Annotated in this window: 22 protein-coding genes and 1 pseudogene; 18 read left to right on the forward strand and 5 right to left on the reverse strand. The window is 48.0% G+C overall.

Annotated elements, in window-relative coordinates:
- Positions 1-183 precede the first annotated feature (183 nt).
- From G6R28_RS06160 to G6R28_RS06175, 4 genes are all read left to right on the forward strand, one after another.
- Positions 184-3294 (forward strand): type I restriction endonuclease subunit R, encoded by a 3111-nt coding sequence (locus G6R28_RS06160; RefSeq protein ID WP_213793360.1) that lies wholly within the window; start codon positions 184-186, stop codon positions 3292-3294.
- A 14-nt stretch (positions 3295-3308) separates the two neighbouring features.
- Entirely contained in the window at positions 3309-4952 is a 1644-nt protein-coding gene (locus tag G6R28_RS06165; protein WP_213793361.1) for a type I restriction-modification system subunit M, read from the forward strand.
- Positions 4949-6121: a restriction endonuclease subunit S gene (locus G6R28_RS06170; RefSeq protein WP_213793362.1), complete on the forward strand. Its 1173-nt coding sequence runs from the start codon at positions 4949-4951 to the stop codon at positions 6119-6121. The genes G6R28_RS06165 and G6R28_RS06170 overlap by 4 nt, the downstream gene beginning before the upstream one ends.
- Positions 6122-6268: 147 nt before the next feature.
- Positions 6269-7381: a restriction endonuclease subunit S gene (locus tag G6R28_RS06175; protein WP_213793363.1), complete on the forward strand. Its 1113-nt coding sequence runs from the start codon at positions 6269-6271 to the stop codon at positions 7379-7381.
- Here G6R28_RS06175 and G6R28_RS06180 read toward each other — a convergent pair.
- Positions 7382-8310: pseudogene (locus G6R28_RS06180) on the reverse strand (site-specific integrase). It lies immediately after the preceding gene.
- 255 nt (positions 8311-8565) lie between these two features.
- On the opposite strand from G6R28_RS06180, the gene G6R28_RS06190 reads away from it, so the two are divergent.
- Both G6R28_RS06190 and G6R28_RS06195 read left to right on the forward strand, forming a co-directional pair.
- Entirely contained in the window at positions 8566-8859 is a 294-nt protein-coding gene (locus G6R28_RS06190) for a hypothetical protein (protein WP_213793366.1), read from the forward strand.
- Positions 8846-9310: a hypothetical protein gene (locus G6R28_RS06195; protein ID WP_213793367.1), complete on the forward strand. Its 465-nt coding sequence runs from the start codon at positions 8846-8848 to the stop codon at positions 9308-9310. Before G6R28_RS06190 ends, G6R28_RS06195 begins: the two co-directional genes overlap by 14 nt.
- Before the next feature lie 32 nt (positions 9311-9342).
- On the opposite strand, the gene G6R28_RS06200 is transcribed toward G6R28_RS06195, so the two are convergent.
- Entirely contained in the window at positions 9343-9906 is a 564-nt protein-coding gene (locus G6R28_RS06200; protein WP_213793368.1) for an FUSC family protein, read from the reverse strand.
- An 89-nt stretch (positions 9907-9995) separates the two neighbouring features.
- Here G6R28_RS06200 and G6R28_RS06205 point away from each other — a divergent pair, with 89 nt between their 5' ends.
- The 5 genes from G6R28_RS06205 (at position 9996) to G6R28_RS06225 (ending at position 14096) form a co-directional block, all read left to right on the forward strand.
- Positions 9996-10739 carry a nitroreductase family protein gene (locus G6R28_RS06205; protein WP_213793369.1) on the forward strand — a complete coding sequence of 248 codons (744 nt, stop codon included), beginning with the start codon at positions 9996-9998 and terminating at the stop codon, positions 10737-10739.
- A 129-nt stretch (positions 10740-10868) separates the two neighbouring features.
- On the forward strand, positions 10869-11153 hold the full coding sequence (gene groES, locus G6R28_RS06210; protein WP_213793406.1) for a co-chaperone GroES: 285 nt from the start codon (positions 10869-10871) through the stop codon (positions 11151-11153).
- Positions 11154-11228: 75 nt separating this feature from the next.
- Complete coding sequence (gene groL, locus G6R28_RS06215) at positions 11229-12860, forward strand: chaperonin GroEL (protein WP_213793370.1); 1632 nt, start codon at positions 11229-11231, stop codon at positions 12858-12860.
- Between the two features lie 148 nt (positions 12861-13008).
- Positions 13009-13452: a DUF3290 family protein gene (locus tag G6R28_RS06220; protein ID WP_213793371.1), complete on the forward strand. Its 444-nt coding sequence runs from the start codon at positions 13009-13011 to the stop codon at positions 13450-13452.
- A complete protein-coding gene (locus G6R28_RS06225; protein ID WP_213793372.1) occupies positions 13452-14096 on the forward strand; it encodes a DUF421 domain-containing protein in 645 nt (214 codons plus the stop codon). The genes G6R28_RS06220 and G6R28_RS06225 overlap by 1 nt, the downstream gene beginning before the upstream one ends.
- Before the next feature lie 176 nt (positions 14097-14272).
- On the opposite strand, the gene rpiA is transcribed toward G6R28_RS06225, so the two are convergent.
- Both rpiA and rbsK read right to left on the reverse strand, forming a co-directional pair.
- Complete coding sequence (gene rpiA / locus G6R28_RS06230; protein WP_213793373.1) at positions 14273-14992, reverse strand: ribose-5-phosphate isomerase RpiA; 720 nt, start codon at positions 14990-14992, stop codon at positions 14273-14275.
- 9 nt (positions 14993-15001) lie between these two features.
- Positions 15002-15937 (reverse strand): ribokinase, encoded by a 936-nt coding sequence (gene rbsK, locus G6R28_RS06235; RefSeq protein WP_213793374.1) that lies wholly within the window; start codon positions 15935-15937, stop codon positions 15002-15004.
- A 261-nt stretch (positions 15938-16198) separates the two neighbouring features.
- On the opposite strand from rbsK, the gene G6R28_RS06240 reads away from it, so the two are divergent.
- The gene (locus tag G6R28_RS06240) at positions 16199-17302 is read left to right on the forward strand and encodes a nucleoside transporter C-terminal domain-containing protein (RefSeq protein ID WP_213793375.1); all 1104 of its coding nucleotides are present in this window, start codon (positions 16199-16201) and stop codon (positions 17300-17302) included.
- Positions 17303-17365: 63 nt separating this feature from the next.
- Here G6R28_RS06240 and cbpA read toward each other — a convergent pair whose 3' ends face one another.
- Positions 17366-18016, reverse strand: a complete 651-nt coding sequence (cbpA, locus tag G6R28_RS06245; RefSeq protein ID WP_213793376.1) for a cyclic di-AMP binding protein CbpA — start codon at positions 18014-18016, stop codon at positions 17366-17368.
- A 113-nt stretch (positions 18017-18129) separates the two neighbouring features.
- Between cbpA and pth the strand changes: the two genes are divergently transcribed.
- The 6 genes from pth (at position 18130) to hpt (ending at position 24981) form a co-directional block, all read left to right on the forward strand.
- Entirely contained in the window at positions 18130-18696 is a 567-nt protein-coding gene (gene pth, locus G6R28_RS06250) for an aminoacyl-tRNA hydrolase (RefSeq protein WP_213793377.1), read from the forward strand.
- A 3-nt stretch (positions 18697-18699) separates the two neighbouring features.
- Positions 18700-22326, forward strand: a complete 3627-nt coding sequence (gene mfd, locus G6R28_RS06255) for a transcription-repair coupling factor (protein WP_213793378.1) — start codon at positions 18700-18702, stop codon at positions 22324-22326.
- Positions 22316-22600, forward strand: a complete 285-nt coding sequence (locus G6R28_RS06260) for an RNA-binding S4 domain-containing protein (protein ID WP_213793379.1) — start codon at positions 22316-22318, stop codon at positions 22598-22600. Before mfd ends, G6R28_RS06260 begins: the two co-directional genes overlap by 11 nt.
- Before the next feature lie 76 nt (positions 22601-22676).
- Entirely contained in the window at positions 22677-23063 is a 387-nt protein-coding gene (locus G6R28_RS06265) for an FtsB family cell division protein (protein WP_213793380.1), read from the forward strand.
- Between the two features lie 44 nt (positions 23064-23107).
- Positions 23108-24445 (forward strand): tRNA lysidine(34) synthetase TilS, encoded by a 1338-nt coding sequence (gene tilS, locus G6R28_RS06270; protein ID WP_213793381.1) that lies wholly within the window; start codon positions 23108-23110, stop codon positions 24443-24445.
- Positions 24445-24981, forward strand: coding sequence for a hypoxanthine phosphoribosyltransferase (gene hpt, locus G6R28_RS06275; protein WP_213793382.1), 537 nt, complete (start codon positions 24445-24447; stop codon positions 24979-24981). Before tilS ends, hpt begins: the two co-directional genes overlap by 1 nt.
- The last annotated feature ends 68 nt before the right edge of the window (positions 24982-25049 follow it).

Below are 25049 nucleotides of genomic sequence, written 5' to 3' on the forward strand. Positions count from 1 at the left end.
AGAAGATTAAATTTACTGTTAATTATAACAGTTGAATCCTTTGAATAAAGTCGACTGTGGGTCATCCGACCTTGGCCGGATATACCCAAAAGGGTATAATGTTAACTATATTTGTCACAAATGGCTATATATATTAATTATACGAAAACGACACTGATTATTTGTCTAAGGAGTCCAAAATTCATGCTTGCGAGAGACGAGAGAGAACTGCAGTTTGAAGAGGAACTAATTGCCTACTTACAGCAATTAGGAGGAACAAAGCAATGGGAATATCGTGCAGATATTAAAACCAACGAACAGCTTTGGAACAACTTCAAACAGATTTTGGAACAAAATAATCAAAAACTGAAGAAGCCACTCTCAGACCAAGAGTTCAAGCAAGTTCAAACAATCATCAATAACATCAAGACACCATACGAAGCTGGTCAATTTTTGTATGGTTCCAATGGAATTTCTCAAATTGAGATTGACTTGGATGATGGTAATCATGTGTACTTAGATATTTTTGACTCCTCACAGATTGGTGCCGGTAACACGGTTTACCAAGTCGTGAATCAAATTCAACGTCCTAAGAAGTTGGCAAGAAAGGGCGATTGTCGTTTTGACACGACGCTTTTGATCAATGGTTTACCCGTTATTCAAATCGAGGAAAAGTCAAACTCTCTCCCATCCGATCGCGCGCTTAATCAGATGAAGAAATACACCAAGGAAGGTCAGTATTCAGATATCTTCTCAATGGTGCAAATTCTGATTGCCATGACACCAACGGATATTCAGTACATGGCGGCAACAACAGCTGATAAGTTCAATAAGGACTTTGCTTTCCGTTGGCAGCGTGAAAAAGATAATTCTCGCGTGAACGACTGGAAGGAATTTGCTAACTCCTTCTTGTCCATTCCAATGGCGCATCAAATGGCCACTAATTTCATGGTTTTGGATGGAACCAAAGGACGTGAAATGCTTAAGGTGATGCGCTCCTATCAAGTGTATGCAACAAAACGTGTCTTGGATTCCATATCAAACCACCACTTTGGGACTGACGACCCACGGCTTGGATATGTCTGGCATACAACAGGTTCAGGAAAGACTATCTCATCTTTCAAGGCGGCTTGGTTGGCTTCACGTATGCCAACCGTTGATAAAGTGATTTTCATGGTTGACCGTGTGGCATTGACTGATCAAACGACTGCTCAGTATTCAGCCTATGATCCTGATTCCACGTCGGATAGCAAAACATCTGTTGTTTCAGAAACTGCCAGCGTTTATGACTTGAGAAAGAAGCTCCTTTCAAAAAATGTTAAGGGAATCATTGTAACTTCCAATCAAAAGATGAATCGTCTGGCTGACCGTTTTGCTGATGAAAAAGATAAGTTCGACAAGAACATCCTTTTTGTTGTGGATGAAGCCCATCGGTCAACTGGTGGTGAAGGGTTTGAAAAGGCGCGAAACTTATTTAAAAACGCAGCTTGGATTGGTTATACCGGAACACCAATGTTTGAAAAGAACCCAAGTACCAAGGATATCTTTGGTGATCTCCTTCACTCCTATACCATTCGTGAAGCAATTTCGGATAAGAACGTTCTTGGATTTAACGTTGAATTCCGAACAACATTACCTGAAAAGACCATTAAAGAAGATTACTTACCAAAGTATTACCAAGCCCAACATCCAGATTGGGACTATGAAAAGATTCAGAAAAAAATTAATAACATGACAGCGGCTGACCTTGATTTGGCCGTTGAACCTGATATCTACGACCACAACGATCAGCACGTTAAAGAAGTTGTTTCTGAAATTTTGGAACACTGGCAGAACCGATCGGCAGACTACAAATACAACGCCCTATTCACCACGCACGCTGCGGGGAATAAACCTTCTGTTCCACTCGCTATGAAGTATTACCGTGAGTTTAAGCGACAAAACACGGAAGACAATCCAAAATTGAAGCGTAAGCTCAATATTGCGATTACGTTCTCCTTGAATCATCTGAACGATGACAACATGGATGAAAATAACGAAGCCTGGGACGAAGCGGTTGAGGATTATTCTGAAATGTTTGGTGGTCGTTTTGGGCAAGACAATGAAGATGAATATACTGCCGACGTTGCCGCTCACTTGAACCGTTCATCTGGGGATGGCAAAGTCTTAGACTTAGTCATTGTTGTTAACCGTTTCCTGACTGGTTTTGATGCTCCAATGTTAAACACTTTGTATGTTGATCGTACTTTATCGGGAGCAAGTTTAATTCAGGCCTACTCACGTACCAATCGTATTGAAAGTAATGAGACCAAGCCATACGGGAACATCATTAATTACCGCTGGCCAGAATTATCAAAGCAAATCATGAACCGTGCCTTGGAGCTCTACTCCAACAAAGACTCGGCTGATATTGATAATCGGAAAGCCATTGGACCAGAGTGGCCCGACATTTTGGCAAGCACTTATGAAAAAGTGACGGATAAATTGGCGGAAGTCGTTAACCGACTACGAGAATATTCCATGAGCTTTACGGATATTCCAAGGTCTGAGAGAGAACAGCTGGCCATGTATGGTGAGTTACAGCAATTCAACCGTTTGGTTAACTTGGCTAAGCAGTATCCTAGCTATGATTATGTGCATCCAGAAGAACTGCTTGAAAGAATTGGCTTGACTGAAGAGCAGGAGAGGACGCTTACCGGATCGTTGGCAACACAATTGATTAAAGCCATTAACGATCACCCTGATGGGAGCGAACAAGGTGAGCTAGAGTTAAAGATGACCCACATCTCGGACGTTCGAGTGAATTATGACTACTTGCGCGACTTGCTTGCTGATCTGGCGAACCACGTGCACAACAAGGATTTCGACAAGGCGCAACAGGCATACGACGATATCCAAAAGCAAACGAAGCAATTGGACGACCAAAAGTATGCCAAGCAAGTTGAGCGAACTGCTGCTGGCATCCAGTCGGGTGAGATGAAGGTGGATAACTATCCTGTAAAGGCAACGGATGTTGATGGCATTATCGTTGGCTCCGAGGATAACTTAAAAAAGGCGAAAATCAATCATTTCATTGGTGAATGGGGACTAGATGTCACGACGGCACAGGTACGTGAAGTCCTTGAAAAGCACCAAAAGGGTCACGATGATCTGAACCGGATGGGCGAATTGGATGCTCTTCGTCAAAATGGGCAGGAAAACTACCAGTTAATGGCCCGGAATTCAGAAGTGAAAGCTCTGAAGAAAATTCGCTATCGAAATGCTTTCAGTGACGCATTTACAAAATTCGCTGATAACTTTGTTAATGAGTATTAATTAAAGGAGACACCATGTCTGAACAACAAACTGCTCAGTCCATCACCAGCCAGCTCTGGTCAATGGCGAACGATTTACGAGGTAATCTTGATGCCTCTGAATTCCGTAACTACATTTTGGGCTTCATGTTTTATCGTTACCTTTCAGAACACCAAGAAGAATACTTGGTGAACGAAAACATTCTCGATTTAAAAGAGGGTGAGACGGTTAATGATGCCTACCGTCGGGAAGCAGACGGCGAAGACCGTGCTGAATATCTCGAAGACATTGCCCGTAACCTTGGTTATGCCATCGAACCTGAATTTACTTGGAAGACAATTGTTGGAAAAGTCAATTCTGGGGAAATCAAGCCTTCGGATTACCAAGATATGTTCGATGAGTTTAATAAGAATGCTCAGTTAAACCAATCAGCAAGGGAAGACTTTAGTGAAATTTTCGCTGACGTTAACTTGGGAAACTCACGTCTTGGAAATTCGACTGCTGCCCGTGCTAAGTCATTGGGTGCTGTGGTTGAATCCGTTGATACTTTTGAATATCAGGATGACCAAGGTCATGATATTTTGGGGGATGTTTACGAATACTTGATCGCTGAATTTGCTGGTAACTCAGGTAAGAAGGCCGGTGAATTCTACACCCCACACCAAGTATCCAAGATTTTGGCCAAGTTGGTTGCCCTTGATGCCAAGCAAGACGGACAGTTCACTGTCTATGACCCAGCCATGGGGTCAGGATCACTGTTGTTAACCGTTCAAGATCAGTTGCCAAATGGTAAAGAAAAGGGCCGTGTTGCTTTTGAAGGACAAGAGCTGAACACGACCACTTATAATTTGGCTCGGATGAACTTGATGATGCACGGTATTGATTACCAAAACATGGACTTGCGAAATGCCGATACTTTAGAAGATGATTGGCCATCACGTGAAGAAAACGGTGTGATGGCACCCGTTACTTTTGACGCCGTTGTTGCTAACCCGCCATATTCAGCGAAGTGGGACAACAATGACAATAAAATGAAGGATCCTCGTTTTAAGGACTTCGGTAAATTGGCTCCAAAGACGAAGGCGGACTATGCCTTTGTCTTGCACGGTTTGTATCACTTAGACCGTGAGGGAACCATGGCCATTGTTTTACCACACGGGGTTCTTTTCCGTGGTGCCGCAGAAGGCATGATTCGTCAGGCCATCATTGAAAAGAATTATTTGGATGCTGTGATTGGGCTGCCAGCGGGAATTTTCTTCTCGACAGGTATCCCAACGGTTGTTCTTGTCTTTAAGAAGAACCGACAGAACAAAAACATATTGTTTATTGATGCTTCAAACGACTTCGAAAAGGGTAAAAAGCAAAACGTTCTTCGTGATTCAGATGTTGATAACATCATCGACACCTACACGAAGCGGGAAGACGTTGAAAAGTATGCCCACGTTGCGCAGATTGACGAGATTGAAGAAAACGATTTCAACTTAAACATTCCACGTTACGTAGATACTTTTGAAGAAGAAGAACCAGTTGATGCGGAAGCATTGCTGTCAGACATGCAATCCATTGATTCAGAAATTGCTGAATTAACGAAGCAAATCAATGACCAGATGCAAGATTTGGTTGCCACTGACGAAGAAAGTCAAAAGACACTTCATATTCTAAAGCAGGTTCTCAAATGATGGATAAATCAAAACAAAAAAAGATGGTTCCAGCAATTCGTTTCTCCGGCTTCACCGACGATTGGGAACAGCGTAAGTTTGAAGATATATTAGTTCCATTCAGTATAAAGTCGAAAGTTGAAAATGAATATCCGGTGCTTTCAAGTACTAATGGTGGGATGGAATTTAGAAGCGGTAGGGTTTCAGGTGCGTCGAATAAAGGGTATAAAATTATTGGGAATGGTGATTTGGTGCTTTCTCCTCAAAATTTGTGGTTAGGAAATATCAATATTAATAATATTGGTAAGGGGCTGGTCTCACCAAGTTATAAAACTTTTAAATTCAAAAATATCAATCCAGAATTTGTCGCTCCACAGTTAAAAATAGGCAGAAAGTTAAAAGAATATAAAGATTCTTCAACACAGGGAGCCAGTGTCGTCCGAAGAAATTTAGAAATGAATTATTTTTATGAAATAACATTATTGGTTCCAAATATTGAAGAACAAAATCGAATTGGTGAATTAATAAAGAAATTAGAAATAGCCATCACTCTTCATCAGCGTAAGTTAGAGAACCTGGAAGCTTTAAAAAAGTTGCTTCTTCAAAAAATGTTTCCAAAAAATGGACAAGATAAGCCAGATATTAGATTTAATGGATTTACTGACGATTGGGAACAGCGTAAGGTGAGCGATATTTTTCAAGTTACTAGAGGGCACGTTTTATCGGCTAAAGCTGTTAGCCCTATTAAAACAGATAGTAATCCGTATCCAGTTTATTCATCTCAAACTAAAAATAATGGCTTAATGGGCTATTATAACGAGTATCTATTTAATAATGCTATTACATGGACAACGGATGGGGCCAATGCTGGGACTGTTAATTACAGGCCAGGCCAGTTCTATAGTACGAATGTTAATGGTGTTTTACTATCGAATGATGGCTATGTTAATAAAGCTGTTGCTGAATCTCTTGATAAAGTATCTTATAAATTTGTTTCCCATGTTGGAAACCCCAAGCTAATGAATAATGTAATGTCTGAAATTATCATAAATATTCCTTCGGAAATTGCCGAGCAGGCTAGGATGTCAGAGCTTCTCATAGATTTAGATCACTCTGTTACTCTTCATCAGCGTAAACTTCAAAAATTGGATGATGTAAAACGCTCATTGCTCCAAAATATGTTTGTTTAAACCAAATTTTTTCGGGGTTAACTTTTGCATTTATATAAATAATATATTTCTGTTTTTCTACTTTAGAGTAATCTACAAAAATAGTTCGTAAATTTTAGTAAATATATTAGAATGTATAAATAAATACTGATTTTCTAAACTACTAGCATGATGCTGGTAGTTTTTTTAGTTGATTGGGAACAGCGTAAGTTGGGTGATGAGTTTGTAAAAGTGAATGAACGCAATAATGGTCAATTTGCAAAAGACAAATGGATTTCCGTTGCCAAGATGTATTTTCAATCTGTAGATAAAGTACAAAGTAACAATATCGATACCCGTACCTATGTTATGAGAATGGGGGATATTGCTTTTGAAGGACATCCAAATAAAGATTTTAGATTTGGACGATTCGTTGCAAATGACATTGGTGATGGGGTTGTTTCTGAGCTTTTTCCGATATATAGGCATATCGGAAAATATGATTTAGAGTACTGGAAATATGCTATCCATCTTGAAAGAATTATGGGTCCGATTCTGTCAAAGTCGATAACTTCATCTGGTAATTCTTCAAACAAGATAAATGAACATCATTTCCTAAAACACAGGATTAATGTTCCTAATCTAAATGAACAAAGGAAAATTGGACATCTATTAAAAGAACTCGAAATAGCTCTTACTCTTCATCAGCGTATAACTTCTTATGTAGAATGGGCATTTCATAGCGCATTCTTTTTTATAGAAAAAGTGATGTACGATTGGGAACAGCGTAAGTTAGACGAAATATCTACAAGAGTGCGCGGTAATAATGGAGATATGACTTTGCCAACGTTAACAATATCTGCTGCAATGGGTTGGTTAAATCAAAAAGAACGTTTTTCCGGTAATATAGCTGGCGCTGAACAAGAGAATTACACATTATTGAGTAAAGGCCAACTTTCATATAATCATGGTAACTCTAAATTGGCTAAATATGGTACTGTATTCACTCTGGAGAATTATCAAAAAGCTTTAGTACCAAGGGTTTATCATAGTTTTGATGTTTCAACAGCGGCAAATCCTAAGTTCATTGAATATTTATTTGCAACAAGAAAACCTGATAGGGAATTACGTAAGTTGATATCTTCTGGAGCGAGGATGGATGGACTACTGAATATTAACTACGATGCTTTTATGTCTATTACTATTTCGGTACCTATGAAAGAGGAGCAAGAAAGAATCAGTAGAATTATTGATGGATTAAATGATTCTATTACTCTTCATCAGCGTATAGTACCGCCATAATTAACTTAAACTAGAAAGTGAACGCATAACGAGGTCAACGTCTTGGTTTTCTAGTTCTTGGATGATGTGAAGGTATGTTTTTTGAGTAGTTGTCATTGATGCATGGCCAAGTCGTCGAGCCACACTGGCAATGGATACGCCTGCGAAAAGAAGTAGAGATGCATGAGTGTGACGCAGACCGTGAATAGAAATGATTGGGAGATCGTTTTTACGGCAATGTTTGGCGAGTAGGTTGTTCAGTGTTGAATTGTAGACGGTTTCTTTATCTTGAACGAAGATTGGTTTTCCTTCAGGAAGATTCTTGATAAGTTCTGAGAACTGCATAACAGTTTGCCAGTCAATCTGCATTTTTCGAACGGAGGATGGGTTCTTTGTTGGTAGGAAGCCACCTTTACCTTTATAGTCCCAAGTTTTATTAATGGTGAGCATTTGATGCGCAAAATCAAAGTCGCCTGGTGTTAAAGCTAATGCCTCAGAAAAACGAATGCCAGTCTTAGCTATTAGCAAGATAAACCAATCCCAATTCACTTCTGTCTCTAAGTTGAGTTGTGTGAGTAGCTTGTGTAATTCAAATTGGTTTAGGTATTTTGGCTTTTTCTGCCTTGGCGTTTTACCCTTGATGATGGCTTTTCGGGTTGGATTACGTTCAATCAAGTTATCGTCGACTGCATCCAATATCGCTCCCTTTAATTGATGGTGAAAATCCATTGTTGTCTGACGTTCGTGTTCTTCAGCTAGTCATTTAGTAGTTGTTGATAAGTAATTCGAGTTAATTCACCGACTTTTAAATTGGGTGCAAGTTTGATCAACCATTTATGTGTCATGCGATACTTTGACATGGTAACAGGGCGAATAGCTCCTTCCTTATACATGAGAATCCAACGTTTGTAGTAACGATGGAAAAGTTCTGTTTTGTTCTGATTAGTCATAATGACCTCTTTCTGTATTCTTTTGAATAAATGAAAAGCACTCCGGACGGAGTGCTTTTTTCACAGTCTTATCCAATTATAGTGTGAGAGGTGAATCTTAAATGGATGCTAATGGGATTTTATTTTAAATTAGTATTCTTATTACGAAATTTCATTATTTTTTACATATGGAATTGCTAAAATTTTCTTGAAAGTTTGGAGGAAGAATTCGTTATAATCAGCATAGATAAACCGAAGTGAAGAACGGAGGTCGAAATGAAAACGATTGAACTGAAGTTTGCTAACCCGCATAATCCTGCATTGGGTGGGGTGGAACTTGGAAAAGAGACATATGACCAACAGGTACTCCCAATGATTGATGATCGTGTATTGGAGGGGGAACTGACGATTCGTTTTCCGGATAATATTGTCATTATTGGGAACTCCTTTGTAAAAGGATTCTCTGCTGACTTAATCGATAAGATAGGAATCGATGGTGTACGAGAGCGCGTTCATTTTGTGACATCTCGAAAGAAACTAACAAGGGAGATGTACGATGGGCTACTATAATGCAATAACAATTGTGATATCGTCACTCGCACTGTTTGTGACTGTGGTCAGGTGGTGGTTAGATAAGCGAATGAAAAAATCCAACCGTGAATTGATAATATCAGCACCACTCTATGAAAAACATTTATTGCACACGATACCAGAAGCATTCGAAGAATTTGTCAAATCGAAGAATGTAAAACGCGCAGGTCTTGCCTTCTCTATGGAGCTAAAGAATATTGAGATGGATTTGTACTACTTTAAGTATACACGTCCCAAAATTCATAAAATGGTCATAGATTCGCTTTCGGAATTAGATAAACTAATTATGAAAGCTTTTGAAAACAGTGATGACGGAGTTGTTTCGGAAGAAATCCAGATAAAAATGGTCGACGCTCTCGATAACATTTTCAAAGCCTTTCTCTACGACCTTCCCGATGACCGCATTGACCAATACTTCCGTTTACACTAATAAAAAAGCCTTCCGTTTGGAAGGCTTTTTGTTTATTCTTCGTGGTGCTTGTGTTCGAGTTTGTCGATGACGCGCTTGGCACCCTTTTCGACTTTGATGACTTTGTCTTCGACTTTTTTAATTTCGTCGGGCATGGCGAAGCGGTTGATGGCGATGGCGAAGAGGACGCCGACAAAGACGTCCATGACTCGCAAGAAGACGTAGTCGATGGTGGCGTCTAGGGGGATGGTCAAGGCGATCATGAGAAAGGCGGCCATTCCGCCGACGATGCCGATACTCTGGTCCAGCTTGTTGTGGATGATGATGCCGGCCATGACGAGGACGGGTACTAAGACAATGGTGATCCAGTCAGCGTTGTGAGTTGCCTCGCGAAAGAGGTAGAAGACGATGGCTAGGCCACCACCGACGGCGTTTGAGACCAGTCGGAGTTTGGCAAAGGATAGGGTGTTGTCCCAGTTCTCACGCAGGGCAAAGACGGCGGCCAGGGCGGGAACAAAGGCTGGACGATCAACAAAGTGGTAGGCGATCATCACGAGCATAACGGCGAGGCCAGTTTTGAATGTCCGTAGGCCGATGTGGACATGGAAGAAATTCATGGGTGCTCCTAGAAATTATTTTTTGGAAAGTGTAAGATGGCTGTGAGCCACACAAGTATAAAAGTATACACCGATTTATGGAGGATGTCATGGAGAATAACCAAGTCTTAGAACAATTGCAAAATCACCAATCTATCCGGGCCTTCCAGGATAAGCCCGTTTCAGACGAAACGATGGATACGATTTTCAAGGCCGCCTTTGCCGGACCCAACATGCAAAACTACCAACCCGTTACCTTTATTGAGGTCACGGACCAGGCTTTGAAGCAGAAGATTACCGACACGGTCCACATGGGCTACATCGCTTCAGCCCCTCGTTTCTACGTGGCCTGTGTTGATTGGAACCGCGATTTGATTGGCCAGCCAGAAGAGGCCAAGGAAATCATTGAAGACCGCATCCAACACTACCAGTTCTTAGAGGGTGGGATTGTTTCAACGGCCATTACCTTGTGTCGCGCCCAAGTTGCTGCCGAATCCCTTGGTTTGGGAACGGTTACCATGGCTGGTGTCATGGGCGCCTTTGAACTCTACGAAGCCGAATTGGACTTGCCAAAGTACGTCAAGCCGATCATGGGCTTCTCCGTTGGCTACCCCGACCAGAACCCTGGTGTCAAGCCAAAGTTGCCACTTTCTGGTTCGGTCATGGCCGGCAAGTACGACGAGAAAAAAGTCGAAGCAGCCGTCAAGGAATACGACCAAACGATGGCCGACTACTACGGCGAACGTGACATGGACACCAACTGGACCAAGCACAACGCCAAGCTCTTCAAGATGATTCCGGCCGACCCTCGCTTGTCCAAGTACCCAATGTCAAAGGGCTTGAACTTGAAATAAGTTTTTTCCAAAAAGACTGTCTGCGGACGGTCTTTTTTAATTGGCATTTAATCGTAGCTGGGGTATACTAGAGATAGCAATTAGCAGTCGTGTGCAACGAGTGCTAAAAACAAAATGGAGGTCATTGTGATGTTGAAACCATTGGAAGATCGGTTGATTGTTGCCGTGAAAGAAGCGGGTGAACAGCAGGTCGGCGGCATTGTCATTGCCCAGGCACAAGAAGAAAAGCCTGTGACGGGTAAAGTTGTGGCAGCTGGCCCTGGTCGTGTAACGGAAGCCGGTCAAAAGCTTGCGATGACGGTCAAGGAAGGCGACCAAGTCTTATTCGACAAGTTCGCCGGTCAGGCGATCGAAGTCGATGGGCAAAACTACCTTGCCCTGCGTGAAAAAGACGTCATCGGCATTCTCGCTTAAGCATTGACAGGTCGTTTGGTTGGCATGGCCGGACGGTTTTTTCCAGAAAAAGTAAATGAAAAAGGAGATTTTATCATGGCAAAAGAGCTCAAATTCTCTGAAGACGCCCGCAGCAAGATGAAGGTTGGCGTCGATAAATTAGCAAACACGGTCAAGACGACCATTGGACCCAAGGGACGCAACGTTGTCTTGGAGGAATCCTACGGTTCCCCAACGATTACCAACGATGGGGTGACGATTGCCAAGGCCATCGAATTGGAAGACCACTTTGAAAACATGGGGGCCAAGTTGGTCGCCGAAGTGGCGTCAAAGACCAATGATATCGCTGGTGATGGGACGACCACGGCCACGGTTTTGGCCCAGGCCATTGTTGGCGAAGGCTTGAAGAACGTAACGGCCGGTGCTAACCCCGTTGGCATTCGGACTGGAATCGAAAAGGCGACGGCAGCTGCTGTTAAGAAGTTGCATGACATTTCCCACACGGTTTCTACCAAGGACGAAATCGCCCAAATCGCCTCGATTTCTGCCGCTAACGAAGAAGTCGGTCAGTTAATCGCCGATGCCATGGACAAAGTCGGCAACGACGGGGTCATCACCATCGAGGAATCCAAGGGAATCGAGACGACTTTGAAGGTTGTTGAAGGAATGTCCTTTGACCGCGGCTACATGTCCCAGTACATGGTAACCGACAACGAAAAGATGGAAGCCAACCTGGACAATCCCTACATTCTGATTACGGACAAGAAGATTGGTAACATCCAAGATATCCTGCCCGTTTTGCAGGCCGTTGTGGAACAGGGCCGTTCGATGGTCATCATCGCCGATGACATTACCGGTGAAGCCCTGCCAACCCTTGTCTTGAACAAGATGCGCGGTACCTTTAACGTGGTGGCCGTCAAGGCCCCTGGCTTTGGTGACCGCCGCAAGGCTATGTTGGAAGACATCGCCGTCTTGACCGGTGGTACGGTGATTACCGACGACCTCGGCTTGAACCTGAAGGACGTGACTGTCGACCAGCTTGGTTCAGCCAACAAGGTCAACATCTCGAAGGATGCCACGACCATTGTCGAAGGGGCCGGAGATAAGGCTGCCGTTCAAAACCGGGTTGAAACGATTAAAAAGCAAATCGAAGAAACGACCTCAACCTTTGACAAGGAAAAGTTGCAAGAACGCCTGGCCAAGATGGCCGGTGGCGTGGCCGTCATCAATGTCGGTGCGGCAACCGAAACCGAGTTGAAGGAACGCAAGTACCGGATCGAAGACGCCTTGAACGCCACCCGTGCGGCCGTTGAAGAAGGCTTCGTGGCTGGTGGTGGAACGGCTTTGGTCAACGCCATGGTCGCTGCCGCAGCCGTTGAAGCCGAAGGGGATGTGGCCACTGGTGTGAAGACCGTGGTTGCCGCTCTGGAAGCACCCGTTCGCCAAATCGCCGAAAACGCCGGTTTGGAAGGTTCGGTTATTGTCAACAAGTTGAAGGAACAGCCCGAGGGCACTGGTTACGATGCCAAGGCCGACCGCTGGGTCGACATGGTGCAGGCTGGAATCGTCGATCCAACCAAGGTGACTCGTTCCGCCTTGCAAAACGCCGCTTCCGTTTCGGCCTTGCTGCTGACAACCGAAGCCGTCGTGGCCGAAGCACCAAAGGCTGATGATGCTGGTGCTTCTGCTGCCATGGCTGCTCAGGCCGGCATGGGCGGTATGATGTAGAAATAAAGGGACCGTTTTGTCTAACAAATGACGGTCAGACAAGCGAGCTTAGGCTCGCTTTTTTAGATGGAAAAAGAATTGCTTGGGCCGCTGACTTTCCTAGTCCCGGGCCGGTCCTTGTGCTACAATACAAGTCATGGAGGGTCTCATGACATTTTATTCCCTAAACTATTTGCTTAACCAAAACAACCTCACCAACAAGGTCTACATCGCCCTGTTGATCATCACCTTCGTGGCCGTGGGCATCGGGCTGGTCGCCTCGTTGCGGCACCGCTTCAACATGCGCTACCGGGATCTGACCATTATCGCCTTTTTGGCCTTTCTCTTCTTTGCCGGTTTGACCTACACCAACCTGCAAAACACGCAGACGCAAAACTTGCAGCAAAACGAAATGGCGACTTTTGCAACGTCTTACGCTAAGGATCAGAAGGTGAAGAAGTCCGATCTGGCCTTCAACTCGACGACCATGCAAGACGGCATGATTGCCAAAGAGGGCAGCAAGTTCTACCAAATCACCCTGTCCAAGGACCAAAAGTCCTACAGTCGGACCCAGGTCTACTTGATTAATGCCAAAGCGGAGGTGGCCCAATAATGTCAGTTTATATGCCAATCTTTTTGAAGCTGGGAATTGGTCTGGTCGTTATCATCATTCAGATCAACATCTTCGGTAAGGGAAACCTGGCGCCGACAAACGCCTTGGACCAGGTCCAAAACTACGTTCTTGGTGGTATCATCGGTGGAACGATTTACTCCGAGGCCATCACGGTCTTCCAGTTCATGATGGTCATGATCATCTGGACCCTTTTGGTTTTGGTTTTGAAGTTTGCTAAAGAGCACAACCGTTTTGCTAAGGTGCTGCTCGATGGGAAACCCACGATTTTGATCGATCGCGGGAAGGTCAAGGTGCACGCCGTCATGCAGGCGGGACAGTCGGCCGCGGACTTGATGTTTAAGCTTCGTGAACAGGAAGTTTATGACATTTCCAAAGTCAAGCGTGCCGTTTTGGAGCAAAACGGCCAGTTGACGGTCATTGAGTACGGGGATGAATCCCCCAAGTATCCAATCATCTATGACGGTCAGTCGAATGACGATGTCTTGGATGCCATTGAAAAAGATGAGGATTGGCTTCGAGAGCAGGTCGTGGCCCAGGGCTACGACGGCATTGGCGACATCTTCGTCGGGGAGTACATCTCCGGTGACATTCGTTTGACGCCATACGATGGCACGAAAAAGTAAAAGTGAATGATTTTTTGATAAGACTTTTTTGCCGGTTATCCGGTGAGAAAGTCTTTTTGATTACGTGTGATTGGGTGAGGGAGTGGACGGCATCGGCTAAAGAAAAAACCTTCGAAAGAAGGTTTTTTGTTTGGATTTGATTTTGATTGTTTTCGAGGGAGTGATTTCTGACTCCCTTAGGCAGTTGGGACAGGCCGTTGATCAGCTGATTGGCGTTGAGGCCGCTCAATCTCCTTGATGGGGTCGCTGCCAATGATTGCCTTGTCGCAGATGCCAAGGAAGAGGCCGTGCTCGACGACACCGGTGATTGATTTGAGCTGTTCGGCCAGCTGTGACAGATCAGCAACGGCCGAGATGTCCAGGTCGATGATGTTGTGACCGGAATCGGTCTTTTTCCTGTCCCGCTCGTTTTGCATGCGAAAGCGGGGATGGAGGCCCATGTGGACGAAGGTCCGGTAGACCTGTTGGGCGCCGAACTCAATCACCTCGACCGGGAGGAGGAAGGCACCGAGGCGGGGGCTCAACTTGGATTCGTCGATTAACCAGACGTTTTTCTTGGATCGGAGAGCGACGACTTTTTCAAAGAGGAGAGCCGCACCGCCGCCCTTAATGCCGTTTAGCTTGGGGTCGACCTCGTCAGCCCCGTCGACGGTCAGGTCGATGGCCGAGACCTCATCGATGTCCTTAACAATCAGTCCCAGGGAACGAGCCAGTTCGGCCGATTCCTTGGAGGTGGCCACGGTCTCAATTCGCCAGTTTTCCTCGTGGACGCGGTTGGACAGGGCTTGGATAAAATAAGCAGCGGTCGAACCAGTGCCCAGGCCGACGACCATTCCGTCTTGCACTTCGTTTAGGGCGGCCCGGGCCGCGTTCTTCTTTTGACGATCTTGGTCCATGCTGGCCTCCTAATTCATCGCCATTGGGGCGAGCTTGCGGGCGATTTCCTCCTGGGTCGGAATGGCGGGAATGGCCCCTGGTCTAGAAACAACAATGGCCGAGGCGGCACTGGCCTTCTGCAGGGTTCTTTCGATGTTTTGAAAGTCCGCTTCGAGCGTCGTGGCGATCGTGCCAATAAAGGTATCACCGGCCGCCGTCGTGTCGACAACGTCCACGGCGAAGTTGTGAACCGGCCCGACCCGGTCGTTCACCGCAAAGAAGGCCCCGTCCTCACCGAGTGTAATGACCAGTTGTTCGACACCCAGGCGTTCCTGGTAGAGGGGCAGGCGATCCTTTAAGGTCTTGTAGTCGGTGCTGGCCGGTAGGTTCAAGAGGGCAGCCGCTTCGGTTTCGTTTGGCACCAGCAGGTCGGTGTTTTCCAGGATGGCCGATTCGATTCGCTGGGTGACCGGGGCTGGGTTCAAGATGGTCATGGCCCCGGCCGCTTTGGCGATTTCAAAGCCCCGTTGGATGACTGGACGGGGGACTTCGAGCTGGGCAATGACCACGTCGGCGACCTCAAGTAAGCCCCGGGCCGCTTCGACATCCTGGACGGTCAAAGCCGCGTTGGCCCCACCGTGGACCAAGATGGTGTTGTGTCCGTCTTCTTCTAGCATGATGTAGGCTGTTCCGGTCGGCCCGTCCTTGACCGTTAAATAACGGGTGTTAATCCCTTCGTGCTCCAAAAGGGCCTGAAAAGTCCCGCCCTCGGGATCGGAACCGATGGCGCCAACGAAGGAGACAGCGGCCCCTTGGCGGGCGGCCGCCACCGCCTGGTTAGCTCCCTTGCCACCGAAGTTGCTGGACTTGTCTAAAATGCTCAGGGTTTCTCCTTCCACGGGGAGACGGTCGATTTTCATCAAGACGTCCACGTTCAAACTACCAATCACCACAATGTTTTTCACTGTTAGCTCCTCCTGGGTTTTCTTTTAGTGTAGAAAGGTGTTGAGTGACTTTGAAAGGGCTGAGTCAAAAGCGGTCGTTTTTTTGACCTAACTGACAAAAAGATGGGCAAAGGCTGGTTGACCGTTGACTTTTTTGGTTGACTACGAATAGAGAGAGCTTTGACCCGACTGTTTTTAAACAGTCGGTGAAGGCAAGGGAGCGCTGTTCTGCTCCAATGACGCAAACCGCCTATCAGCAGAAGAAAGTAGAGGGTCATTACCATGTTTCTTGTCGTGAATCTGTTCAGTATTGTTGTCTTTGTTTTGATTGCCTACCTCCTGTCTAACAACCGCAAGGCCATCCAGTGGCGGTCGGTCAGCGTGGTCTTGGGCTTGGAAATGCTTCTAGCCTGGCTCTTCACCCAGTTTTCGGCCGGGCGAGCCGCCCTCTTACCGATGCTTCTGGTCGTGCCCCTCTTTGACATCTTGGCCTACTTCCGCTTTTTGCCATGGGTAATCAAGTGGGTCGGGCAGGGGCTGTCTAAAATCACCGGCCAACCAAAATTCGAAGCCTTCTTTTCCATTGAAATGATGTTTTTGGGGAACACCGAGGTCCTGGCTGTTTCCAAGGCGCAGTTGCAGCAGCTGTCGGCCCGGCGGAACATGACTTTGGCAATGATGTCGATGTCTTGTGTGTCGGCGGCCATCATCGGTTCCTACACGCAGATGGTGCCCGGTGAGTACGTTTTGACGGCCATTCCCTTGAACATTTTAGGGGCCATTGCCGTGTTGGCCCTGTTGAATCCGACCCCCGTCGCTCCGGAAGACGACGTCATCGTCCAGGTCGAGGGGGAAAGCGGCGCACGCGAACCCTTCTTCTCCTTTTTAGGCGGTTCGATTCTTGGCGCCGGTAAGATGGTTTTGATTATCGCTGCCACCGTGATTGCCTTTGTTTCTCTGGGGGAGCTGATTAATCAGATTCTGGGCCTGACCGGCTGGTCCTTTTTGACTCTGGAAAACATCTTTGGGGTAATTATGTTCCCCTTTGCCTGGCTGCTGGGCTTTTCGCCTAGCGACGCCTTTCAATTGGCCCAGTACATGGGCACCAAGTTGGTGACCAACGAGTTCGTGGTTATGGGTGAGGTGTCAAAGTCGATGATGGCCGGGACTGGGCTCTTTAAAAACGCCCACGCCCGAATCGTTCTGTCCGTCTTCTTGACCTCCTTTGCCAACTTTGGAACAATCGGCATGATTGTGGCCTGCTTCAAGGGCCTGGTCAATCAGGAGAAAAACGATTACATCGCCGCCCGGGTGCCGGAAATGCTTCTTGCTGGTGTTTTGGTTTCCCTTTTGTCTTCGGCAATGGCCGGGCTGTTTGTGTGGTGAAGTACCACTAAACAAAATTAAAAGGGCACAGAAAAAAGCCACCCATTCCGGTGGCTTTTTCGTTTACATGAATTGGGAGAGGTCTTCTTGAGCAACCACGAAGAAACGCTTGCGTTCCAGCTTCGTGATGATCTTGCGTAAGACCGGTGAATCGACCGTCAGTGGCAGGGTGAAGAGGACGGCCAGCGGCCCCTGGTTTTGGACCTGCAAAGACAGGACGGATTCGATGTTGGTGTAGCGGGTGATGATGCGCGCCATCCGCTGCAGGTCGCCGCGCCGTTGCCGATCTTTGACGGCAATGGCCACGCCACCCTTGGCCAGCGACCAGGACTTGGAGAGCAAGTCCATCAGAGCCGAGTGGGTCAGAATCCCGACGAAGTGGTGCCCGTCGTCCACAACGGCAATGTAGGGCAAATCGCGAATGGCGAAGAAGAGTTCGTAAAAGTCGGCCTTGGTCGAAATGAACTTGGTCGAGTTGCGCATGATCGACGTGGCCTTCTGGTTCATGTCGCCCTGGGCCGCCACATACTCGTAGACGTGCTGGCGGTAAATGTTGCCGCGGAAGAGGTGGCCGGTCGCATCGAGAATGGGGATGGTCCGCAGGTGCTTGCCTTCCTTGGATTCTTCGAAGATGTTGTAGACTTCGCCGATGGTCGTGTCTTCGGTAACCGTCAACAAATCTTGTTTTTTGATAATTAGGGACTGTGGAAACATGAGAAACCTCTTTTAAAATCGCTTGCTTTCCTATATCCTAGCATACTTTTGCCAAAAATCACCCGCTTTACATGTTAAGATTAGAGTACAAGACATTTTGGAGGGGAAAATCCATGAAATTCATCTTTGGATTAGGAAACATCGGCAAGCAATACGACCAAACGAGGCACAACATTGGCTTCATGGCCTTGGATCACTTTGCGGACAGTCAGGGTGTTTCCTTTGCTCCCACCAAGCTCTTTGCCTCGGCTGCCAAGCTGCAGATCGATGGTGAAACGGTCTGGCTGGTTAAGCCAACCACTTACATGAACGATTCCGGCCAATCCGTCCGGGCCTTTTTGGACTTTTACGGGGCAACAGCCAAGGATATTTTGGTCTTGCACGATGACCTGGATTCCGATTTTGGTAAGTTGCGTTTCCGGGCCAAGGGTTCGGCCGGTGGTCACAACGGGCTGAAGTCAATCATTGCCCACACGGGGACCCAGGATTTTCTCCGCTTGAAGTTTGGCATTGCCCACCCGGAGCACACCCACGAAGCGGTGATTAAGTACGTTTTGGGCAAGTTTTCAAAGGACGATTTGGCTCATTGGGATGAGACCTTTGAGAAGACGGATCAGGCACTTTTGGATTGGATTAAAGGAGCAGATGCGGCGGCGCTCAGTAACCGCTACAACGGATAGTCAATGAAGCTAACGGATTACCTACAAAAAGAAAAAAGTTTTCAGCAGTTTGCAAAGGATGAAAAAGTCGGCCAGCGCCAGTTGCTCTTGGGACTGAACGGTTCGGCCAAGGCGGCCGGGATCGCCGCCCTTTATCAAAACCGCAAGCGGCCCATTCTCGTCTTGACTGACACGGTTGCTCACGTCGAGGAACTGGCCCAGGACTTGACCGACCTGCTCGGATCCGAAGCGGTCTTTCGCTTTGTTGCCGAAGAGGCCGTGGCGACCGAGCTAGCGATTTCATCCAACAATCACCTGGCCGACCGAGTGGCCGCCCTAACCGCCTTGGCTTCTGGCCAACAGGGCGTTTTTTTGACGAACTCGGCCGCCTTTTGCCGCTATGAGCCAAGTCCGGAGACGTTGCAGGCCGCATCCTTGCAGCTTGAAGTGGGCGGAGTCTACGACTTTGCCGATTTGAAGGGCCGCTTGGTGACTTTGGGCTATGTGAACGCACCACAGGTTGAGCAGATTGGTCAGTTTGCCCAGCGGGGGTCGATTATCGACGTTTATCCGGCTGACCAGGACGAACCCTTCCGACTGGATTTTTTCGACGATGAACTGGATGCCATGAAGACCTTCGATCCGGTCACGCAAAAGTCGACCGGCTCCGTTAAGGAAGCCAGCATCTTACCGGCCTCAGATCTGGTCATGGACGAGGCAGCCTATCAGGCGGGAAAAGCCGCTGTCGAAGAGGCCTTTTCTGCCTACCGAAAAGAAGCCGACGGCGTGGCCAAGAAGCACATTACCGAAGGCTTTGCGCCAACCCAGCGGGCCTTAGACGAAGGCAGGCGGGACGAGGCTATCCTGCCTTACCTGGGCTACTTCTATCCGGAAAAGAGCACGATTCAAGACTACCTGCCAGAAGAGGGCCTGCTCGTCATTGACGAATACGCTCGCTTGCAGGAGTCCTTGCTGACCCAGACCGGCTTGGACCAGGACTGGTTCGACTTGCAAGTTGAAAACAATCAATTGGTTCCACCGCTTGCCTTGCGGGCCGAGCTGGCCGACCGCTTGGCGGATGTTAAGCAGGCCCAGACTTACTTGGCCAACTTAAAGCGGGGCTTGAACCAGCTGACTTTTGACCACCTGCTTGAATGGACCTCCCGTCCGGCCAAGCAGTACTTTGGTCAGCTAGACGCCTTGCTACCGGACCTGACTTTTGCAAAGGAACGGGGCCTGACCTGGGTCCTATTGGTTGGCTCACAGAGTCAGGCTGACCGGCTGGTCGAATCCTTGGATGCCAGAGACATTCAGGTGCCCATCAACCAGGCGGTGCAGCCAAACCAGGTCCAGGTTATCATCGGTAATCTATCGGCCGGCTTTGAGTGGCCAATGGCCCACCTGACCCTCTTGACGGAGCGGGAACTCTTCGCCAAGGCTAGAAAGCCGATTGCCCGCAAGCAAAAGAAGTTGCAAAACGCCGAACGGCTGAAGTCCTATAACGAACTGGCCGTTGGTGACTACGTTGTTCACCTGAACCACGGAATCGGTCAGTACCAGGGGCTGGAATCGCTGGAGGCCAACGGGGGCAAGCAAGATTATCTGGTCATTGCCTACCAAAAGAACGCCAAGATTTTCCTGCCGGTTACCCAGTTAAACTTGATTCAGAAGTACATCGGGGGATCTGACGCCGGCAAGGCGCCGAAGATCAACAAGCTCGGTGGCAGCGAATGGCAGAAGACCAAAAAGCAGGTCCAAGAAAAGATCGACGACATCGCCGACGACCTGCTGGCCCTCTATGCCGAGCGTGAGGCTAAGCAGGGCTTTGCCTTTCCAAAGGATGACCAGGCCCAGCTGAAGTTTGACACCGGCTTTCCCTATCCGGAAACACCGGACCAGATTCGCTCAATCGAAGAAATCAAAGTCGACATGCAAAAGAAGCGGCCAATGGACCGGCTGCTGGTTGGCGACGTTGGCTTCGGAAAGACCGAAGTCGCGCTGCGGGCCATCTTCAAGGCCGCTCATGCTGGCAAGCAAGTCGCCATGCTGGCACCAACGACCATTTTGGTTCAGCAGCACTACGAAACCTTGGTCGACCGTTTCTCGGACTTCCCAGAAATCCGGATTGGTCATTTGTCCCGTTTTCAAACAGCCGCGGAGAACAAGAAAACGATTGAGGCGCTGGAAAAGCATGAAGTCGACATCGTGGTCGGGACCCACCGACTCTTGTCCAAGGATGTTCATTTTGCCGATCTCGGCCTTTTGGTCATTGACGAGGAGCAGCGCTTTGGAGTCAAGCACAAGGAGCGCTTGAAGCAGCTGAAAACCAACGTCGATGTGCTGACTTTGACCGCCACGCCAATTCCACGAACCTTGAACATGGCCATGGTCGGTGCGCGTGACCTATCGGTGATCGAAACGCCGCCGCTGAACCGCTTTCCCATCCAGACCTACGTGGTCGAATTGGACTGGACCTTGGTTCGCGACGTCATTCAAAAGGAGCTGGCCCGAAATGGTCAGGTCTTCTACCTGCACAACCGGGTGGCCGACTTGGACCGGATTCGCTCGCAGATTGAAGAGGTCGTGCCCGATGCCCGGGTGGCGGTCATTCACGGGCAGATGTCCGAAGTTCAGCTGGAGTCGATCCTCTATGACTTTTTGAACGGGGAGTACGATGTTTTGGTCACGACGACCATCATTGAAACCGGGGTCGACATTCCAAACGCCAACACGCTGATTGTCGATAACGCCGACCACATGGGCCTCTCCCAGCTCTACCAGCTTCGTGGTCGAGTCGGCCGTTCGGCCCGCCTGGCCTACGCCTACTTCACTTATCCCTTCACCAGGACACCGTCCGAAGAAGGGGAGAAGCGGCTGGAGGCCATTCGCGACTTTACTGAGTTAGGCTCTGGTTTCAAGATTGCCATGCGCGATCTCTCCATTCGTGGCGCCGGGGATTTGCTGGGTAAGCAGCAGCACGGCTTTATCGATTCAGTTGGCTATGATTTGTATACCCAGATGCTAAAAGAAGCCGTTGCCAAGAAGCAGGGCGAAGTGCCCGCTGAAGAGCAACCGACGACCGATGCCGAATTGGTTCTTGGCGTCTTGGCCTTCCTGCCGGATGACTACGTTTCTGACAACGCGCAAAAAGTCGCCCTCTATCAGCAGATTCGCCAGGCCCGGACCGACGAGGACTTTGACCGAGTCGAAGACGACTTGACCGACCGCTTTGGTGAATTACCTGACGAAGCCGCCCGCTTGATTCTGGTTTCCCGCCTGAAAACGGTGGCCGATCAGGCCCAGGTCACGCAGATTCGCCGGCAGAAGGACAAGGTGACGATTCGCTTTAACGAGGCGATGACCAAGCAGCTGGCCGGTGAGCCAATCTTTGCCGCGTTAAAGGACGTTCCTTACAAGGCGGTCGTCGATGGCAAGTCTGCCCAGTTGGCCGTGATTTTGACGGTCGATTTGAAGCAGGAATCGGCCTACTGGCTAAGCGCCGTCAAGGACTTTTTGGAGGCGGCCATGGAAGAAGTGGCCGAGGAAAGTGACGGGGCTGAAGGTGGCGAAACTGACGAAAGTACGGAAGGCGCTGAAGCCGCCCACGACACAAAAACGATAAGTAAAAAGGAAGAAGACCATGCGGATTGATAAGTTTTTGAAACTCTCACGAATTATTAAGCGCCGGACGGTCGCCAAGGAATTGGCCGACCAGGGCCGGATTTCCATTAACGGCAAAGTCGCCAAGTCATCGGCCTCCGTTGGCACCAACGACGAAGTCGAGATTCGCTTTGGAAACAAGACCTCGACTTTTAAAGTCTTGAAGCTCCAAGACATCGTGAAGAAGGACGAGGCAGCCGAGATGTACGAAGTCCTTTCGGAAAAGTACGAGCGCGACTACCAAAACGAGAACAATGAAGGTTAAGAAAGAGCAAAAGTTCAGGCTTTATCTTGTAAGTTTGCTTAAAGTGTGTAAAAATAAAATCTAAGGAGGAGTGGCGATGGCAGATAATAGTCGACTACAACCAAATATTCGACCATTAAACGCGCGAATTGCGCAGCAAATCGCCGCTTCAGACGCCAAGCGTGAAGCAACCCGCAAGCACTACGCAAGGGCTCACCGCCGGCGCAAAAAGCAGATCGTCTTTGTCGGTCTGGCGATTGCCTCGGTCTTCATGCTGCAATTGATTTTTGGTCAGGTTCGTTTGCACGCCGCAAACAAGACCTTGACCAAGTCCGAAAACCAGCTGGCCGTTGTGCAAAAGTCCAACGACTCCCTGAAGAAGGAAGCCAGCCAGTTGCAAGACGAAAACTACTTGAAGCAAATCTTGCGTGACCGTTACGGTTATTCGAAGAAAAACGAAACGATTTACAACCTGCCCAACTAGGCAGTGATTAAAAGCCACCCCTTGGGGTGGCTTTTCTAGAAAGCATGCAAAAAACCATTGAGGAAACAATTCAAGACTTGGCCCTGCCAAAGCGGGTCGTCATCGGCTGTTCGGGTGGCTTGGATTCGACGGTCTTAGTTGATAGTTTGGTTCGCTATCGACCGGACCTGACCGTGATTTTAGCCCACGTCAACTACTCCCTGCGGGAAGAAAGCAACGGGGATGCCGACTTTGTGCGGGCCTTAGCTGAAAAACAGGACTTGCGCTACTTTGAAAAGCAAGCGGACCTGTCCGACTTGGCCAGCGGGGTGGAAGAAGCGGCCCGGAAGATTCGCTACGACTTTTTTGAGGCGGTGAAAGAAGAAGTGGGGGCCGACGCCATTTTGCTGGCCCACCACCAAGACGACCAGGTCGAAACCATCCTGCTCCAGGTTATCCGGGGCGGCCTTTTGCAAAAAAAGACGGGGATGGCGGTCAAACAGGGTCACTATCTGCGGCCCTTTTTGGGACTGTCAAAGGCAAGCCTGAAGGATTATGCCGAGGAACAAGGCCTGACTTGGCGGGAAGATGTCACCAATCAGGACCCGGACTACACCGGGCGCAACCAGCTACGGCAGGTCGTTGTTCCGGCCTTAACCAAGATCAATCCCAAAGCCAAGGAGCACTTGCTGGCTTTGGCTGAGCAGTTGGGAGGGGCTGAAGCCCTTATTGAAGAACGGGCGAAGGAATTGCTGCCGGCCTTTTGTCAGGATTATGAATCCGTTCCCAGCTCCTGGTGGCCAGCCCTGCTAAAAGAAGAAGCAAGACAGGCCGGCCTCTTTAAGCTGACCGAGGCACAGCTGAAAGCCATGGTTCGACTGCTAAAAAACGAGCAAAAGCCCCAGGGCCGAATCGATTTGGCCGAGAGCTTCAGCTTTCAAAAAAGCTACCGACGGGTCGCCTTTGTTAGACTCAGTCAAGAAAAGAAAAAATCGGTCGAAAAAATCGGCAAAGACGGGCAACAGGCCGGCTCTCTTGTGTTAGAATTAGACCAATGGTATTTTTGGCAGGGTTTATGCCTTGGCGTCCGCTCAGTTAGCGAGCAAGAGAGTGGTGAAAACCGGCTCTTATTGCCCGCCGATTATGTCGGACCGCTGACATTGGAACGGGCCAAAGTGAATGATCGGATTCCCTTGAACGGGGGTAGTAAGACCGTCCGCCGGCTTCTAATCGATGAAAAAATACCAGCAGAAGAAAGGCCGCAAACCGATCTTCTCAAGGACCGAGAAAAGAATGTTTTGGCCGTCTTTTTAGGACAAAAGCGTTGGTATTACACCCGTTTTTGGCCAAAGGATCGACCAAGTGGCAAGCAAAGCTTAGTATGGCGAATTGAGGAAAACTAGTGGATAACGATATTCAAGAAGTATTATTTGACCAACAGCAAATCCAAGAAGCAGCAGATCGGCTCGGTCAGACAATTACCAAGGACTACGCGGGCCAAAAGCCTTTGGTGCTCTCCGTTTTGAAGGGGGCCTACCTGTGGACGGCCGACGTGATTCGTAAAATTGACCTGTACGTTGACTTGGAATTCATTAAGATTTCTTCTTACCATGGTGGGGTTTCGTCATCAAACGAAATCGCTTTGGTAACCGACGTGCAGTCCGATGTGAAGGGCCGTGACGTCTTGATTCTAGAAGATATCGTGGACACTGGTCAGTCGCTGCAGTTCTTGGAGGACTTGCTGCTTTCCCGTGGCGCACACTCAGTTCGGGTGGCCACCCTTTTGGATAAGAAGGAAGGGCGCAAAGTCGACATCAAAGCAGACTACGTCGGCTTTGACGTTCGCAACGAATTCGTTGTCGGCTACGGCCTTGATTACAAGGGTCTTTACCGCAACCTGCCATACGTTGGCATTCTAAAGCAAAGTATTTATAGTTAAGCGGGTTTTTGCTCGTTGACTTTTTTATCGGAAACGGTAGAAAAATTTTAGATAAGGATTGAGGATTT

This window comes from Fructobacillus papyrifericola (genome assembly GCF_018437235.1).
In the GTDB taxonomy this organism is placed as follows: Bacteria; Bacillota; Bacilli; order Lactobacillales; family Lactobacillaceae; genus Fructobacillus; species Fructobacillus papyrifericola.